The sequence below is a fragment of the Mesorhizobium sp. LNHC252B00 genome, assembly GCF_000502955.1.
Lineage (GTDB): Bacteria > Pseudomonadota > Alphaproteobacteria > Rhizobiales > Rhizobiaceae > Mesorhizobium.
The window spans coordinates 408975-424459 of sequence record NZ_AYWO01000001.1 but is presented as its reverse complement, the minus strand read 5'-3'; the positions used below and the strand labels follow the sequence as shown (position 1 = coordinate 424459).

Below are 15485 nucleotides of genomic sequence, written 5' to 3'. Positions count from 1 at the left end.
TCCCTTCCGCTGCGCCACCCCCGCATGGCGGAAGGGGTTTCAGTCCGGAGAGCGCGCGGAACGGTTCCCTGAAGCGGACGGCACCACGACCGCCAGACCCCCGATGCGCGGCACCGACCGATCTTCCCAAAGTTCCATCATCTGCATGCCCGCCTCATTGTCTCAAAGTCGCAAGCTGGCGTGGCGGGCACGCTCGCGGATCTCTTCGCGAGAAATGCCAGCGTCCGCCAATGTGCTGTCCGGGGCCCGCCTCAAGCTCGCAAGCGTCCGGCGATAGGCAAGCCAGCGGGCGAAATGGGATCGAAGTTCATACAACATGATCATCTCCTTTGGCGCGCAGAAAGGCGGCGCGCTCTGGTTGGTCGAAAGCGCAAAGCATCTGCGCAAAGCGCATGCGCGATCGAAAGGATTGCGCTGGCTCGTCGGCCAGCCGAGGCGCTTGTCGCTATCCCGCCGAGCAGGATTGTCCAATGCTTCCAATGCCTGCATACTTGCGCGTGATGCCGGCTTCGCGCTACAGCCACGGTCGCAAGGAGTTTTTCATTTCTGCAAAATGGACATTAGCTGGGACGATCTAAGATTGTTTCTCGTCGTTGCGCGGCTGGGTGGCTTGAGCGCAGCGACGGGAACCACGCGCCTCAGCGCAGCCACCCTTGGCCGACGCGTCACCGCGCTCGAAAGGCAGATCGGCGAACCGCTGTTCGTGCGTCAGCAGACCGGCTACCGGCTGACCCCGGTCGGTGAAGAACTGCTGCGGCGCGCCGAAGACGTCGAGGCAGCAATGCAGTCGCTGACCCGCTGGCGCGAAGGAAGCCTGCCCGACCGCATTGTCCGTGTGTCGGCCGGGCCGTGGACTTCGGCCTTCGTTTCCGCCCATATCGGCGAGATCTGGACGGTCGACGACGGCATAAGGGTGGAGCTCGTCACCACCACCGACCGGGTCGACATCGGTCGCCGTGCCGCCGACATCGGTATCCGCAGCGACCGCCCGACCGAGCAGTGGCTGGCCGGCCGTCAGAGCGGCAAGGTCGCCCACGCCATTTATTCCGGGCGCCACCTGATCAACGGCATCGCCGCCGGGTTGTTCGTCGGCGTCACCGGCGAAGGGGCGAACATTGCCTCGGCGCGCTGGCTACAAGCCCATCACGGCGACCGCATCGCCGTGCGCGGCAACAACACCCATTCGGTGCGCGAACTGGTGGCCGCCGGCGCCGGCCTTTCGGTCTTAGATCGGAAGAGCACACGTCTGNCCGCATCGCCGTGCGCGGCAACAACACCCATTCGGTGCGCGAACTGGTGGCCGCCGGCGCCGGCCTTTCGGTCTTTCCCTGCTTCGTCGGTGACGGCGACCCACGCCTGGTTCGCGTCGCTCAGCCTATCCCCGAACTCGAAACCGACCAATGGATCGTCACCCATCACGAGGAACGTCACTCCCCGCCGGTACGAAAGGTCGCCGACCGGATTGCCGCCTTGATGCGGGCGCACCAGCCGCTGTTTCGTGGCGAGACGCCGATCCGTTAAGCCTCGGGCGTCGATCGGCCGCTAACAAGCGCATCTGAGGGAGGTCAGGCCCCGTCGTTTTCCCAGCGGTCAAGGAATGCCTCGATCGGCATTGCCTGCATGTCGGGAACCGCGCTCGCGAGTTTCTCGACCGGCCAATCCCACCAGGCGAGAGCTTCGATCCGGGCCGCGATGGCGGCCGGAAAGCGAGATCTGAGCGGCTTCGCCGGTACGCCTGCGACGATTGCATAGGGCGGCACATCCTGCGTCACCACCGCGTTGGCGCCAATGACGGCGCCATTGCCGATGGTGACCCCGGGCATGATCACCGCACCATGGCCGATCCAGACATCGTGGCCGATGGTTACTGCTTTCGCCTGCCGCCGTGCGCGGAATGCAGCATCGACGCCCAGCCAGCGAAAATACTCGTTCGGCCGATAGCTGACCTTGTGCTGTGTCAGCCGCTCGATGGGATGTTCCAGAGCATTGATGCGGCTGTTGGCAGCGATCGAGCAGAATTTTCCGATCGTCGTGTAGATCGCTTCCGAATGGCGTTCGAAATAGGAGAAGTCGCCGACGCTCACCTCGCGCAGCACCACCCGCTCGCCGATCGAGGCATAGCGGCCGAGCTTGCACGCCTTCAGTTCCGCGGTCGGATGGATGCGCGGCTCGGAATCCTTCGGGACGAGATTTTCGGAACGATCCATGCCGGCGGCTTTACGTCAGAGCGATTGGTCCCGCAAGCGGGACCAATCGTCCGTCTACCGGTTCCGCGAAAGAGCTGAAGCCCCTATTGAGGCTTGCCTTTGCTCCACACCACGTTCTGGCCATAGAGCGGCACGGTGGTGACCGACATTTTGGCCGAGCCGTTCTGAACCTGGCGCGAATGCGAGAGATAGATCAGCGTCTCGTTGGCCTTGTCGTAGATGCGGTTCACCACCTGCTTCTTCCAGATCAGGCTGATGCCTTGCTTGAACACTTCCTCGCCGCGTTCGCTCATGTCGATGTCGCCGATGATGATCGGACCGGTCTGGCGGCAGGAGATCGAAGAATCGGACGGATCCTCGAACCAGTTGCCCTTGTGCAGGCGATCGATGATGCCGCGATCGAAATAGGAGACGTGGCAGGTCACGCCCTCCACCTTCGGATCCTTGATCGCCTCGACGACGATGTCGTTGCCGAGCCAATCGACCCCGACCTTGCCGACTTCATCGGCAAGGGCCGCACCGGCGCCGAGGACAAGGCACGCGGCTAGGGCGCCGCCGAGCAGTTTTCGCCCAATCGATCCTTGCAAGATAGCCTCCGGGGTTCGAGTTTGCCGGTCTCAGGTGGGGCGAAGAGCACGGCATTGCAAGCGGCGGCACCGGATGAAAACGCCGCATCCGCCATGGCCGGTTGCGTCAACGCGGCACCTTTGCGTGTACCCGGTCAAACCGCTAAGACTGTTCGCCGAACCAAGGGCTCGCCTGGTCTTGGCTGGCACGCCGAAGAAATTGCAAGACGGACCTTACTGATGATGCGTTCTATCCTGATCGGCATTCTCGTCCTGATGGCGGCCGGCATCGGCTGGCTGACCTTCGACTGGTACCGCGGCCACTATGGCGGCGANCGGCATTCTCGTCCTGATGGCGGCCGGCATCGGCTGGCTGACCTTCGACTGGTACCGCGGCCACTATGGCGGCGAGCCTTTCGGCGCAGCCTTTACCCTGGTCGACCAGAAAGGCGCGCCGATTACCGAGGCTGCCTTCAGGGGCCAGCCCAGCGTTGTCTTCTTCGGCTTCACCCATTGCCCCGAGGTCTGCCCGACCACGCTGTTCGAGTTGGCCGGCTGGCTGAAGACGCTCGGCGACGACGGCAAGAACCTGCACGCCTATTTCGTCTCGGTCGATCCGGAGCGCGACACGCCAGAGGTGATGAACGCCTATGTCAGCAATTTCTCCGACCGGATCACCGGCATCACCGGCGATCCAGACAAGGTCCATGCGATGGCCAAGTCGTTCGGCATCTACTGGAAGAAGGTCGACACCGGCGACGGCGACTACACGATGGACCACACGGCTTCGGTGCTGCTGCTCAACGCCAAGGGTGACTTTGCCGGCACCATCGCCTATGGCGAAAGTTCGGAAACGGCCATGACCAAGCTGAAGCTGCTGGCGGCGAAAAGCTGATCATCATTTCATGACCCAGACGCGCCTCTACTTCTCCATCGGAAAGATCGAGTCGATCCGCATTTTCGATGCGCTCGAAGCGGCCTTCGAGGATGAAGGCCTGCCAATCGCCCTGCTTGAGGTCGACGAGGACAATGACATCCACGAAGTGTCGCTCTACGCCGATGGCGACGTCGATGCGGTCGAGGCCCGCTTGAAGGACATCCTTGCCGGGCTTTCCCTGTCGAAGCCGATCGAGCGCGAGAGCCTGCCTGACATCGACTGGGTGGCACGCTCGCTGGAAGGGCTGAAGCCGGTGCGCGCTGGCCGTTTCTTCGTCCACGGCTCGCATGATCGCAAAAAACGCCATAGCGGCGAGTTCGCAATCGAGATAGAGGCCGGCCTCGCCTTCGGCACCGGTCACCACGGCACCACGGCCGGCTGCCTGGAAATGCTGGAAAAAGTGGTCCGGCGCGAGCACCCGCGCAACGCGCTCGACCTTGGCACCGGTAGTGCTGTGCTGGCAATTGCCGTCGCCAAGCTGGCGCGTATTCCCGTGTTGGCCACCGACATCGATCCGGTGGCGGTGAGAGTGGCAGCCGCCAATGCGCGGCTCAACCACGTCAAGGCGCTGGTGGAAACGGTCACCGCTCCAGGCTTTCACCACCCGATCTTCGGCAAACGCGCGCCTTTCGATCTCATCGTCGCCAACATACTGGCACGGCCGCTGATGCGGCTGGCCCCGCAAATGGCCGATCACATCGCCCTCGGTGGCTCGATCGTGCTGTCAGGCATCCTCGAGCGGCAGCGCGACGCCGTCGTCTCGGCCTATGTCGGCCAGAACTTCCGGCATGTCAGAACCCTGCATCGCGAAGGCTGGGTGACGATCCACCTCAAACATTGAAGCCGACAACAAGCTTGGACCAAGGTCCGCCGGTTGTCAGTCAAGCGATGCCGTAGCAATTTGCCGCTGCCGGAAATCGATTCCGGTTTCCGCGACCTTACGCTACGGTTGTGCTGACTGCAGGAGGCCACCATGTTCCAGACCTTCGATTCCGCGGGCGACCCGGCCGTCGGCAAACCGCGCGTGGGGTTGCTGCGCCAATGGCTTGAAGCCAACGGGCTGGATGGCTTCATCGTGCCGCGCGCCGACGAGCAGCAGGGTGAATATGTCGCCGATCGTTCGGCGCGGTTGAAATGGCTGACCGGCTTCAGTGGCTCGGCCGGCGTCGCCATCGTCCTGCGCGACCGCGCCTTCGTCTTCGTCGATGGGCGCTACACGCTGCAGGTGCGGGGCGAGGTCGATCTCGACATTTTTGCAATCGAAAGCCTGGTCGATAACCCGCCCGCCGTCTGGCTCAAGGACAATCTAGGCAAGGGCGCGCGGCTCGGCTTCGACCCGTGGCTGCACACGATCAGCGAGGTCAAGGCGCTGCAGGCTTCGGCCGACAAGTCGGGCGCGGTGCTGGTGCCGCTCGACAAGAGCCCGATCGACATCATCTGGAAGGATCAGCCGGACGCGCCGGTGGCACCCGTCGAACTTCACCCGATCGGCTTTGCCGGCGAACTCGCCAAGGACAAGCTGGCGCGGCTGGCGGCCGCGATCGCCAAGGACGGCGCCACCCACGCGGTGCTCACCGACCCCTCCTCCATCGCCTGGGCCTTCAATATCCGTGGCGGCGACGTGCCGCACACGCCGCTGGCGCTTGGTTTCTCCATCCTCGCCGCCGACGGGTCGCACCAGCTTTTCATGGACCGGCGCAAATTCTCGCGTCAGGTCGCGGCCTACCTCACCCAGCTCGCCGAACCGCATGAGCCCAGCGAATTCGAAGCGGCGATCGTGGCCCTCGCCAAGAGTGGCGCGAAAATCGCGCTCGACCCCGTGCTGGCCGCTGACAGGCTGCGCATGCTGGTCGAGGCCAATGGTGGCACGGTGGTTGCGGCACCCGACCCCGCCCGCATCCCGCGGGCCACCAAGAATCAGGCCGAGATCAATGGCTCGCGCGCCGCGCATCGGCGCGATGGCGCGGCCGTGGCGAAGCTTTTGTGCTGGCTGGAGCGGCAAAAACCCGGCTCGCTCGACGAGATATCCGTCGTCACCAGGCTGGAGGAGACGCGCCGGCAGACAGGTGAAGAAACCCAGATGCCGCTGCGCGACGTCGCCTTCGACACCATTTCCGGCGCCGGCCCGAACGGCGCCATCATGCACTACCGCGTATCGCGCGCCACCAACCGCAAGCTTAAGGCCGGCGAACTGTTCCTGCTCGATTCCGGCGCGCAGTATCAGGACGGCACCACCGACATCACCCGCACCGTGCCGATCGGCCAGCCGACGCAGGAGATGCGCGAGCGTTTCACGCTGGTGCTAAAAGGCATGATCGGCATTTCCACACTGCGCTTCCCCGCCGGCACGCGCGGCTCGGAAATCGATGCCGTCGCCCGCATGGCGCTGTGGAAGCACGGCTGCGACTTCGCCCACGGCACCGGCCATGGCGTCGGCTCGTATCTGGCCGTGCATGAAGGGCCGCAGCGCATTGCCCGCACCGGCACCGAAAAACTGTTGGAAGGCATGATGCTGTCCAACGAGCCGGGCTACTACAAGGAAGGTGCCTACGGCATTCGCATCGAGAACCTCATCCTGGTCACGCCGGCCGAAGCGATCGAGGGCGGCGACATCGCCATGCACGGCTTCGAGACGCTGACGCTGGCGCCGATCGATACCAGGCTGGTGCGATCGGATTTGCTGACGCGCGACGAGCTGCATTGGCTCGACACCTATCATGCGCGCGTGCTGGCCGAGATCGGACCGATGCTCGACGGCGAGACGCTGGCCTGGCTGGAGAAAGCGACGGCGCCGCTGCCCCACGACGCCAAGATTTGATTGAACGGTGAGGCTGCCAATCTCCCCCCTCGTGGGGGAGATGCCCGGCAGGGCAGAGGGGGGCGCTGTCCCGCCGACCTCTCGATCGATTTGCAATTGCGCCCTGGGATTATTTTGGCTTGGTCGTGGGACAAATGACGTTGGCGATCCTTCACGCCCCCCTCTGTCCTGCCGGACATCTCCCCCACATGGGGGGAGATTGGCAGTTTCGCGACCTTCGCAAATCTCCTTGAGGAGCAGCTACCCCACAACCTGCCGCGCCAAAATCAACACCGCAGCCCCCGCCAGGAACATCGACATCAGTCCGCCACGCAGCGAAACCACTGATGTGACGACCAACGCTGCCCATTCCGCCGGTCCGGCATTCAACAGCTCCGGCGCCACCAGCGTCGTCAGCACCGCCGCCGGCACGGCATTGAGGCCTGCCTCGACGCGCGGATGGATGGTGTCGAAGCGGGAGATGACCAGATGCCCACCAATGCGCGTGAGATAGGTGGCGATCGCGCCGGCGATGATGATCCAGAATGTCGTGCTCATGGCCGTGCCTTCACGCCGCTGTGGTGGGGAGGCAGGATGACCGCCAGCAGCACACCGGCAATCGCGCCGATCGAGACATGCCAGGGCGAGCCCACCGTCTTGTAGGCGATGATCGAGGCGGCGCCACTGGCGATGACCACCGGCAGCCACAGCGGCCGCTTGCGGAAGCCCAGCACCAGACCAAGAAAATAGATCGGCAGCAGGAAGTCGATGCCCAGCGCATGCGTGTCGGGGATAAGCTTGCCGAACACCGCGCCAAGCGCACTTTCGACGATCCAGAACAGGTAGACCGGCAGTCCAAGTCCCAGATACCAGGCAAAGCCGACCGTCTGGCCGGATTGCGCCCTCGCCTCGGCCACCGCGAACTGCGGATCGGTAAGGATGAAATAGCCGAGCGCTTGGCTGATGACGGGCCAGTGCGCGATGCGCCGGCCGATGCCGGCGGAATAGAGCACATGGCGGAAATTGACGGCAAAGATCGACAGCACGATCAACCACGGCGCCACATGCTGGCCAAACAGCTGGATGCCGACCATCTGGCTGGCGCCACCGAAGATCAGCGCGCTCATCAGGAAGGCTTCGAGGACCGAGAAGCCATTGTCGACGGCGAGCGCGCCGAACNACGGCGCGACATGCTGGCCGAACAGTTCTATGCCGACCATCTGGCTGGCGCCGCCGAAGATCAGCGCGCTCATCAGGAAGGCTTCGAGGACCGAGAAGCCATTGTCGACGGCGAGCGCGCCGAACAACACCGCGAACGGCGCCGACGCCACCACGACAGGCATCGAGAGCCGAACACCTTGCCAGAAATCGCTGTTCACGGAATTCGTAGTCAAGGTCTCAGCCGACATGTCACATTCCTAACGTCGCGCCGGTATTTAGGGGGTGCGCGGTTGAAAAGTCAGACGAATTCGCTTGAGCCAACAAATCAGCGAAACTGATATGTCCTGATCTAGCAAGGCCGCGATACGCGCGCCGTGTGATTCCCTGATTCCAGTTGGCGCCCTACAGGCGCACTCGCCTGTGCTTCATCGGCTGTGCAGGACGGTGCCAGGACCCGAAACGCAAAACCCGCCTCTGCGGCGGGTTACTGGCGCAAATCAGCACCATGGCTAAATACATAGCATAACTGCACTCACAAAGCAACCAGGCCGTGCATCGGCCCTCGCTTCGACTTGAAACCCGAAACGGCTACGGGGTGGCCCAAAGCTCCGAAACCTTGCCCTCGATCGCTCGGCCCCAGTCGAGCAGCGGCTTGGCACGCAAGGTGAAATCGACGAGCTCGTCGACCAGATCAGCCTCATGAATTCCCGCCTGATCGATGAGGTGCTGGACGACAAAATGCCGGTTGCGGATAGCGGCGACCAGATCTGCATCGCTGATATGCTCGAAGCCGCGTGGCGTGCGCTTCATGCAGCCTTCCGTCTCCAGTTCAAGACGGTTGTTCTTCAACGCCGCCACCACGGCGCGAAAATTGTCCGGTTTTGTCGCGATGGCTTTTCGCATCGCCAGCAGCAGCGCCGGCTCCGGCTGCCACCAGGCGACGCCGGCAAAGCAGCGCTCCAGCCCGATATGCACGTAGAACACCCCTTGCTCCATCTTGGTGCCGTCGGGCGACAGGATGGCCGACAGATGCCGGTTGTAGGGCCGCTTGTCCTTGGCGAAGCGCACGTCGCGATTGATCCGGAACAGTGATTTCTTGCGGTCGCCGCGCAGGCCGATGCCGGCCTTCGCGAAGCGCTCCGTCAGCGTCTCGACAAGATCGCCGAAGGGATCGCGCAAATCCTTTTCGAAAATGTCGCGATTCTCCAGGAACCACTCGCGGCTCTGGTGGAAATCCAGCGCCTTAAGGAACGGAATGGCTTTGGCGCCGAAGCCGGTGAACGATCCAGTCATGCCTTGCCTATCCGCGCCAGCCAGGCGTCCTCGTCGATCACCTCGATGCCGTGTTCGCTGGCGAGCTTCAGCTTGGAGCCGGCACCGGGCCCGGCCACGACAAGATCGGTCTTCGCCGAAACCGACCCTGCAACCTTGGCGCCGAGACGCTCCGCCATCGCCTTGGCTTCGGAACGTGTCATCTTCTCCAGCGAACCTGTGAACACGATCGTCTTGCCGGCGACCTCGCTGTCGGCCGAGACGTTGACGATATAAGGCTTCGGCTTGACCTGCTTGAGCAGCGCGTCGAGCACGTCGTCATTGCGTTGATTGCCGAAGAAATCGCGCAGCGCATTGATAACCGTGTCGCCGATGCCGTTGACCGACGGGAAGACACTGTGCGGATCGGCAGCGGCCGCTGTTTCCTTGCCGACGCGGATCAACTCCTCGATGGTCGAGAACGTCCGGGCAAGCACTGCGGCCGTCGTTTCGCCAATATGGCGGATGCCGAGTGCGAAGATGAAACGGTCGAGTTCCGGCTCGCGGCGCGAGTCGATCGCCGCGAACAGCTTGTCTAACCCTTCGTAATTGCGATCCTCGACGCTGCGTACATTCTTGCGCGTCTTGCCCGATGCGGCCTCGCGCTGCCTCGCCTGCTCCTCGCGCCGTTCAGCGAGTGCCCTGGTGACCGCCGGGCGCCGATCCCTGAGCGTGAAGATATCGGCGGCAGTCTTGATCAATCCCGCATTGAAGAAAGTGTCTATGTTCTCCGCCCCCAGGCCTTCGATATCCAGGGCGCCACGTGACACGAAGTGGCGCAATCCTTCCACCGCCTGCGCCGGACAAATCAGTTCGCCGGTGCAGCGCCGGCGGGAGTCTTCCTTGCCGGTCTTCTCGTTGATCTCGCGCGTCGCCGGCGAACCGCAGATCGGACAGGTGTGCGGGAACTCGTATGGCACGGCATCGGGCGGCCGCTTGTCGATGACGACGCTGACGATCTGCGGAATGACATCGCCGGCCCGCTGGATCACCACCGTGTCGCCGATGCGCACGTCGATGCCGTCGCGGATCGGCTGGCCGGTGCTGTCCAGGCCCTTGATATAGTCCTCATTGTGCAGCGTGACGTTCTCGACCACGACGCCGCCGACCGTGACCGGCGCCAGCCGCGCAACCGGCGCCAGCGTGCCGGTGCGGCCGACCTGGATATCGATCTTGAGCACGGTCGTCATCGCCTGTTCGGCCGGAAATTTGTGCGCGACCGCCCAGCGCGGCTCGCCTGTGACGAACCCCCATCTGCGCTGCAGCTCCAACTGGTCGACCTTGTAGACGACGCCGTCGATGTCGTAGCCCAGCGCCGAGCGCTGCTCCTCGATCCGATGATAATGCTCGATCAGGTCATCGGCCGATTTCGCCCGCACCATCAGAGGACTGATCTTGAATCCCCACTCCGCGAACTTCTGCACCGAATCATACTGGGTCGGAGCAGGATCCGCAGTCGTGTAGCCCCAGGCATAGGCGAAGAATTTGAGGTTGCGGCTGGCGGTGACGGACGGATCCTTCTGGCGCAGCGACCCGGCCGCCGTGTTGCGCGGATTGACGTAGTCCTGGCCGCCGACTGCCGCCGAGCGTTGCTTCAACGCTTCGAATTCCGCATAGGTCATGTAGACCTCGCCACGGATCTCGATGATTTCGGGCCAGCCCGAGCCTTTCAGTTTCGCCGGGATGTCGGCAATCGTCCTCAAATTGGCGGTGATATCCTCGCCGACGGCACCGTCGCCGCGCGTCGCACCCTGCACGAACACGCCCTTTTCGTAGCGCAGCGAAGCCGACAGCCCGTCGATCTTCGGCTCGGCCGTGAAGGCGATGTCGAGATCCTTGTCGCGGTCGAAGAACCGCCGGCCGCGCTCGATGAAATCGATGACATCCTGGTCGGTATAGGCCTTGGCGAGGCTGAGCATCGGCACCGCATGGCGCACCTTGGTAAAGCCTTCCGCCGGTGCCGCGCCAACCCTGCGCGAGGGCGAATCCTCGCGCACCAGCGCCGGAAAGCGCTCCTCGATGGCGAGATTGCGCCGCGCCAGCGCGTCATACTCGGCGTCCGTGATAACAGGCGCGTCTTCGGTGTGGTAATGCCGGTCGTGCTCGGCGATCTGTTCCGCCAGGCGCTTCAGCTCGGCTTCGGCCTCGATTTCGGTCAGGGCATCAACTGGCTTCTCGGACATGGTTTTGCACCTGGCTGCTGTTGGCTCGGGACAATAGATCAGGATTCGGATGGACGGGAGCTGAAATTCTGACAAAACCACGCCTAAACAGCGGGATGCAGCCATATGCTGACTCTGTTGGGACGTCGGATTTGACCGGCTGGAAGCAATCCCGATCGAGAAGCAGCGTCGTCAGGAAGCGACGGTGTTCTCACGCAGCAGCCGCTCGGCGGCGGCGCGGGCCTCGTCGGTGATGGTGGCGCCGGCCAGCATGCGCGCGATCTCTTCCTGCCGCGCCGGCCGGTCCATCTCGGCAATGCCGGTGGCGACACGGTCGGTGGTACCGGATTTGGAGATCAGGAAATGAGTCGCCGCGCGCGCCGCCACCTGTGGCGCATGCGTCACCGAGAGCACCTGGACGCGCTTCGACAACCGCGCCAGCCGCTGGCCGATGGCGTCCGCGACGGCGCCGCCCACGCCGGTGTCGATTTCATCGAAGACCAGCGTCGGCGCCGAGCCACGATCGGCCAGCGCTACCTTCAGCGCCAAAAGGAAACGCGAAAGCTCGCCGCCGGACGCGACCTTCATCATCGGCCCGGGCCGCGTGCCTGGGTTGGTGCACACCCAGAACTCGATCTGGTCGATGCCGTCTTCCATGCGGCTCTCGGCCTCGCTTTTCATCTCCACGATAAAAGCGGCGCGTTCGAGCTTCAGTGCCGGCAATTCCGCCATCACCGCCTTCGTCAGGCCGATAGCCGCCGCATGACGAAGCGAGGATAGCTGCGCGGCGGCAATGTCATAGGTCTCGCGGGCCGCTGCGGCCTGCTTTTCCAGCCCGTGCAGGCGTTCCTCGCCGGCATCGAGATCGGCAAGGTCGGCAACCATCGTGTCGCGCAGTTGCGCCAGGTCGTCGACGGCGACGCTGTGCTTGCGCGAGGCGGCGCGCAGCGAAAATAGCCGCTCCTCCGCCTTCTCCAGGCGCTGCGGATCATATTCGGTGGCGCGCAACGCTGCCTCGACGCCCGATTGCGCCGCGTCGAGCGACAGCATCGCCTCGTCGAGCGACTTGACCACGTCATCGAGCAAGCCCGGCGCCTCAGTCACCTTGCGCTGCAGCCGTCTCAGCAGGCTCGCCAATTGCGGCAAGGGCGAGGACGGGCCGGACAGCACATCCTGCGCATCATGGATTTCCGATGCGATCTTTTCGGCCCGCATCATCGACGCGCGCAATTCTGCGAGATCGGTCTCCTCGCCCGGCTGCGGATCGAGCTTCGTCAGTTCCGCGACCGCTGCGCGCAAATAGTCGGCCTCGCGCGCGGCCGCCGCCACCTTGGCACGGTGTCGCGACAGCTCCTGCTCGCAGGCGCGCCAGTGCCGCCATGCCTCGCCCGTCGAGCGAACAGCGCCGAAATGGCCGCCGAAAGCGTCGAGCACCTCGCGGTGCGCACCGGGATCGACCAGCGCGCGTTCATCGTGCTGGCCATGGATCTCGACCAGCGCGCGGCCGACATCGCGCATCAAGGTGACGCTTGAGGGCTGATCGTTGACGAAGACGCGGGTGCGGCCATCCGCTGTCTGCAAACGGCGCAGGATGATGTCGCCGTCATCCTCGATGGCGTTGTCGGCAAGCAGCATGCGGGCCGGATGGTTGCGCGGCACGTCGAAGACGGCGATGACCTGTCCTTGCGCAGCGCCATGGCGCACAAGCGATGCGTCGCCGCGCGCGCCGAGCGCCAGCGACAAGGCATCGAGCAGGATGGATTTGCCGGCACCGGTTTCGCCGGTCAGCACGGAAAGACCCGGCTGGAAGTCGATATCCAGCTTCTCGATCAGGACGATATCGCGGATCGACAGTCTGGAAAGCATCAGAACCCGAATCTAGAACGGCACGCGACCATTTGCAGTCGCAGCGCACTATCTTTTTGTTTGAGCACCGGATCAATCCGAAAAAGCGCCATGCACGCTTCGGTCCGAATGGCTCCAAGCAGGTTACTCAAAAGTGCCTTGCGGTTTTGCGACAACAACCCGCGACAAACCAGGAAAACCAAGCGGACGGCGCGTAGGCGAAATCCGCGAAGTCTGCTTAGGGTCAGGCGCCGGTGATCATCTTCCCGGCCTTGGATATCCACGAGCCGGCATTTTCGCGCGGTGCAAGCCCATTGCTCTGCAAGAGCTTGTAGGAGTCCTTGTACCACGAGCTGTCGGGGTAGTTGGTACCGAGCACGGCAGCGGCGGTCTGCGCCTCGGAGGTCAGGCCCATCGCATAATAGCTTTCGGTCAGGCGGGCGAGTGCCTCCTCGACATGGCGCGTGTTGGAATAATTCTCCACCACGGTGCGGAAGCGCTTGACGGCGGCGATGTATTCACGGCGTTCGAGATAGTAGCGGCCGATCTGCATCTCCTTGCCGGCCAGCTGATCGTTGGCGAAGCGGATCTTTTCCTTGGCGTCGTCGACATATTCCGATGTCGGCCAGCGCGTCACCAGATCCTGCATCGTCTGCACGGTCTGACGCGCTTCCTTCTGGTCTTGCGTCACGTCCTTGATCTGGCGGTAGTAGCTCAAGCCGATGATGTACTGCGCGTAAGCCGCGTCGTCGGTCGACGGATAGAGCGTGAGATAGCGCTTGGCCGAGCCGATCGCCTCGTCGTAATTGCCCTGGCGATAGTCGGCGAAAGCGCCCATCACCATCGATTTGCGGGCCCACTCCGAATAGGGATGCTGGCGGTCGACAGCGTCGAACTTGCGGCTCGCCTCTTGAAGGCGTCCGGCGTTGAGGTTGGCAAGGCCCTGATTGTAGAGAACATCGGCCGGTTCGGTCTGGTCGACATAGGTCGACAGGTCGATGTCTTTCTCCGACGACATGCAGGCCGACAGGAAGAGCGATGGAACAACCACCGAAAGCGCCAGGAAAACAGCCCTCTGCGGCGCTTTCGATTGACCGACTCGCTTGAAGAACATGATTGGATTCCGCCCTTTCGGCGTTATTTAAATGTCTGCTGCATGCCGTTGTCTCAAAACTGGTCCCCACTTTTGAGCGGCATGCACTAATCGACGGCAGCAGCCATAAACCATTACCGCCTTGCCCGGCAACGCTATCTCCGGCCAATCGCACATTTTTATGGCGGCCAGACACAGCTTGAACATCAGTGCAATTTCACCGACAGGTGATGCATTCCTGCAACACCGGCCGCCCGCCATGGGACTTGAAAGAAATGAAGAAAATCAGATCATCCAGGGCGCATAGAGCGGCGCGTTGACGGCATTCATTTCGGCACTGCGGCCACGCTCGCGGCGTGTCGTCTCGACGATCTCGAAAGCAGTGCGGTCGGACAGCAGGCGGCGCAGTGCCGCGGCATTCATCCTGTGGCCGCCGCGATAGGAGCGGAAGCAGCCGATGAAGCGGGCGCCGGCCAGCGCCAGGTCGCCCACGGCGTCCAGTGTCTTGTGGCGCACGAATTCGTTGGGATAGCGCAGGCCGCCCATGTTGATGACGCGGTTGTCGTCACCGATCACCAGCGAGTTCTCCAGCGAGGAGCCGAGCGCATAGCCGGCAGCCCACAACCGCTCGACGTCCTTCATGAAGCCGAAGGTGCGGGCGCGCGCGATGTCGCGGCGGAAAATATCGGCATTGAGGTCGGACGCGAACAGCTGACGGCCGATTGCCGGGCTTTCGAAGTCGATCTCGATCTCGAAACGGGTGCCGTCATAGGGCCTGAACTCTGCCCAGGAGGCGCCGTTCTCGATGCGCACAGGCTTGATGATCCTGATATAGCGACGCTTGACGGTAAGCGTCTCGATGCCCGCCTGGTCGATGGCTTCGACAAACGCCATGGCGCTGCCATCGAAGATCGGAACCTCGGAACCGTCGATCTCGATNGATCTCGATGGCGACATTGTCGATGCCGAGCCCGAACAGCGCCGCCATGATGTGCTCTACCGTGGCGATGTGCTCGCCGGCGGGATCACCAAGCATGGTGCACAGGTCGGTGGCGCCGACTTCCGAGACCACGGCGCGAAACTCGCTGCCCTGCTCTGCACCGTTGAAAAGCTGGAAAATGATGCCGGTGTCGGCATCCGCCGGCACGAAGCTGATGGAAACTTCCTTGCCGCTGTGGACGCCGGTGCCGGTAAGCGACGCGCGCGTCTTCAATGTCGTCTGATAGTCGTGCAAAACAATCCCCATAAGCCCGTAATGCCTAGGTCCGCTTCTCCAGCCCGAGGGCGCGGCTCTTGTGTGAATCGGCAAGCAGGGCAACTTCCCCCGAAATCCCGGCAAACCGACGATGGTAGGCAGCGAAGATAGTGTTCGTGCAGGGAGACTCCAAATCACGGTTTCTTACTCT

General features: G+C 63.2%; 13 protein-coding genes and 1 pseudogene. 4 read left to right on the top strand and 10 right to left on the bottom strand.

Annotated features, from left to right (window positions below; translation table 11 throughout):
- Positions 1-162: 162 nt before the first annotated feature.
- The gene (locus X744_RS1000000173385; RefSeq protein WP_245266380.1) at positions 163-318 is read right to left on the bottom strand and encodes a DUF1127 domain-containing protein; all 156 of its coding nucleotides are present in this window, start codon (positions 316-318) and stop codon (positions 163-165) included.
- Here X744_RS1000000173385 and X744_RS1000000173380 point away from each other — a divergent pair.
- A complete protein-coding gene (locus X744_RS1000000173380; protein ID WP_023757028.1) occupies positions 317-1474 on the top strand; it encodes a LysR family transcriptional regulator in 1158 nt (385 codons plus the stop codon). The two genes, X744_RS1000000173385 and X744_RS1000000173380, sit on opposite strands and share 2 nt — an antisense overlap.
- 91 nt (positions 1475-1565) lie before the next feature.
- Here X744_RS1000000173380 and X744_RS167320 read toward each other — a convergent pair whose 3' ends face one another.
- Both X744_RS167320 and X744_RS167325 read right to left on the bottom strand, forming a co-directional pair.
- Positions 1566-2207: a DapH/DapD/GlmU-related protein gene (locus X744_RS167320; protein ID WP_023757027.1), complete on the bottom strand. Its 642-nt coding sequence runs from the start codon at positions 2205-2207 to the stop codon at positions 1566-1568.
- 83 nt (positions 2208-2290) lie between these two features.
- Entirely contained in the window at positions 2291-2794 is a 504-nt protein-coding gene (locus tag X744_RS167325; protein WP_032906885.1) for a CreA family protein, read from the bottom strand.
- 304 nt (positions 2795-3098) lie between these two features.
- Here X744_RS167325 and X744_RS167330 point away from each other — a divergent pair, with 304 nt between their 5' ends.
- The 3 genes from X744_RS167330 (at position 3099) to X744_RS167340 (ending at position 6528) form a co-directional block, all read left to right on the top strand.
- On the top strand, positions 3099-3668 hold the full coding sequence (locus X744_RS167330; RefSeq protein WP_023757025.1) for an SCO family protein: 570 nt from the start codon (positions 3099-3101) through the stop codon (positions 3666-3668).
- A 10-nt stretch (positions 3669-3678) separates the two neighbouring features.
- A complete protein-coding gene (locus X744_RS167335; protein WP_023757024.1) occupies positions 3679-4551 on the top strand; it encodes a 50S ribosomal protein L11 methyltransferase in 873 nt (290 codons plus the stop codon).
- A 132-nt stretch (positions 4552-4683) separates the two neighbouring features.
- Positions 4684-6528 (top strand): aminopeptidase P family protein, encoded by a 1845-nt coding sequence (locus tag X744_RS167340; RefSeq protein ID WP_023757023.1) that lies wholly within the window; start codon positions 4684-4686, stop codon positions 6526-6528.
- A 240-nt stretch (positions 6529-6768) separates the two neighbouring features.
- Here the strand turns inward: X744_RS167340 and X744_RS167345 are convergent, their stop codons facing one another.
- The 7 genes and pseudogenes from X744_RS167345 to lpxC all read right to left on the bottom strand — a co-directional run bounded on the left by X744_RS167345 (position 6769) and on the right by lpxC (position 15325).
- Positions 6769-7065 (bottom strand): AzlD family protein, encoded by a 297-nt coding sequence (locus X744_RS167345; RefSeq protein ID WP_023757022.1) that lies wholly within the window; start codon positions 7063-7065, stop codon positions 6769-6771.
- A complete protein-coding gene (locus X744_RS0135745; RefSeq protein WP_023757021.1) occupies positions 7062-7916 on the bottom strand; it encodes an AzlC family ABC transporter permease in 855 nt (284 codons plus the stop codon). The genes X744_RS167345 and X744_RS0135745 overlap by 4 nt, the downstream gene beginning before the upstream one ends.
- 340 nt (positions 7917-8256) lie before the next feature.
- Entirely contained in the window at positions 8257-8961 is a 705-nt protein-coding gene (locus X744_RS167350) for a TIGR02453 family protein (protein ID WP_023757020.1), read from the bottom strand.
- Positions 8958-11162, bottom strand: coding sequence for an NAD-dependent DNA ligase LigA (ligA, locus tag X744_RS167355; protein ID WP_023757019.1), 2205 nt, complete (start codon positions 11160-11162; stop codon positions 8958-8960). Before ligA ends, X744_RS167350 begins: the two co-directional genes overlap by 4 nt.
- Positions 11163-11333: 171 nt before the next feature.
- Complete coding sequence (gene recN, locus X744_RS167360) at positions 11334-13007, bottom strand: DNA repair protein RecN (RefSeq protein WP_023757018.1); 1674 nt, start codon at positions 13005-13007, stop codon at positions 11334-11336.
- Positions 13008-13230: 223 nt separating this feature from the next.
- Positions 13231-14100: an outer membrane protein assembly factor BamD gene (locus tag X744_RS167365; protein WP_023757017.1), complete on the bottom strand. Its 870-nt coding sequence runs from the start codon at positions 14098-14100 to the stop codon at positions 13231-13233.
- Positions 14101-14364: 264 nt separating this feature from the next.
- A pseudogene (lpxC, locus tag X744_RS01000000169130) lies at positions 14365-15325 on the bottom strand (UDP-3-O-acyl-N-acetylglucosamine deacetylase).
- Positions 15326-15485 lie beyond the last annotated feature (160 nt).

What these genes read in the sequence shown, in the direction of transcription:
- X744_RS1000000173385 (WP_245266380.1), bottom strand. Translation starts at nt 318, where the DNA reads ATGTTGTATGAACTTCGATCCCATTTCGCCCGCTGGCTTGCCTATCGC.
- X744_RS167320 (WP_023757027.1), bottom strand. Translation starts at nt 2,207, where the DNA reads ATGGATCGTTCCGAAAATCTCGTCCCGAAGGATTCCGAGCCGCGCATC.
- X744_RS167335 (WP_023757024.1), top strand. Translation starts at nt 3,679, where the DNA reads ATGACCCAGACGCGCCTCTACTTCTCCATCGGAAAGATCGAGTCGATC.
- X744_RS167340 (WP_023757023.1), top strand. Translation starts at nt 4,684, where the DNA reads ATGTTCCAGACCTTCGATTCCGCGGGCGACCCGGCCGTCGGCAAACCG.
- X744_RS167345 (WP_023757022.1), bottom strand. Translation starts at nt 7,065, where the DNA reads ATGAGCACGACATTCTGGATCATCATCGCCGGCGCGATCGCCACCTAT.
- X744_RS167350 (WP_023757020.1), bottom strand. Translation starts at nt 8,961, where the DNA reads ATGACTGGATCGTTCACCGGCTTCGGCGCCAAAGCCATTCCGTTCCTT.
- ligA (WP_023757019.1), bottom strand. Translation starts at nt 11,162, where the DNA reads ATGTCCGAGAAGCCAGTTGATGCCCTGACCGAAATCGAGGCCGAAGCC.
- recN (WP_023757018.1), bottom strand. Translation starts at nt 13,007, where the DNA reads ATGCTTTCCAGACTGTCGATCCGCGATATCGTCCTGATCGAGAAGCTG.
- X744_RS167365 (WP_023757017.1), bottom strand. Translation starts at nt 14,100, where the DNA reads ATGTTCTTCAAGCGAGTCGGTCAATCGAAAGCGCCGCAGAGGGCTGTT.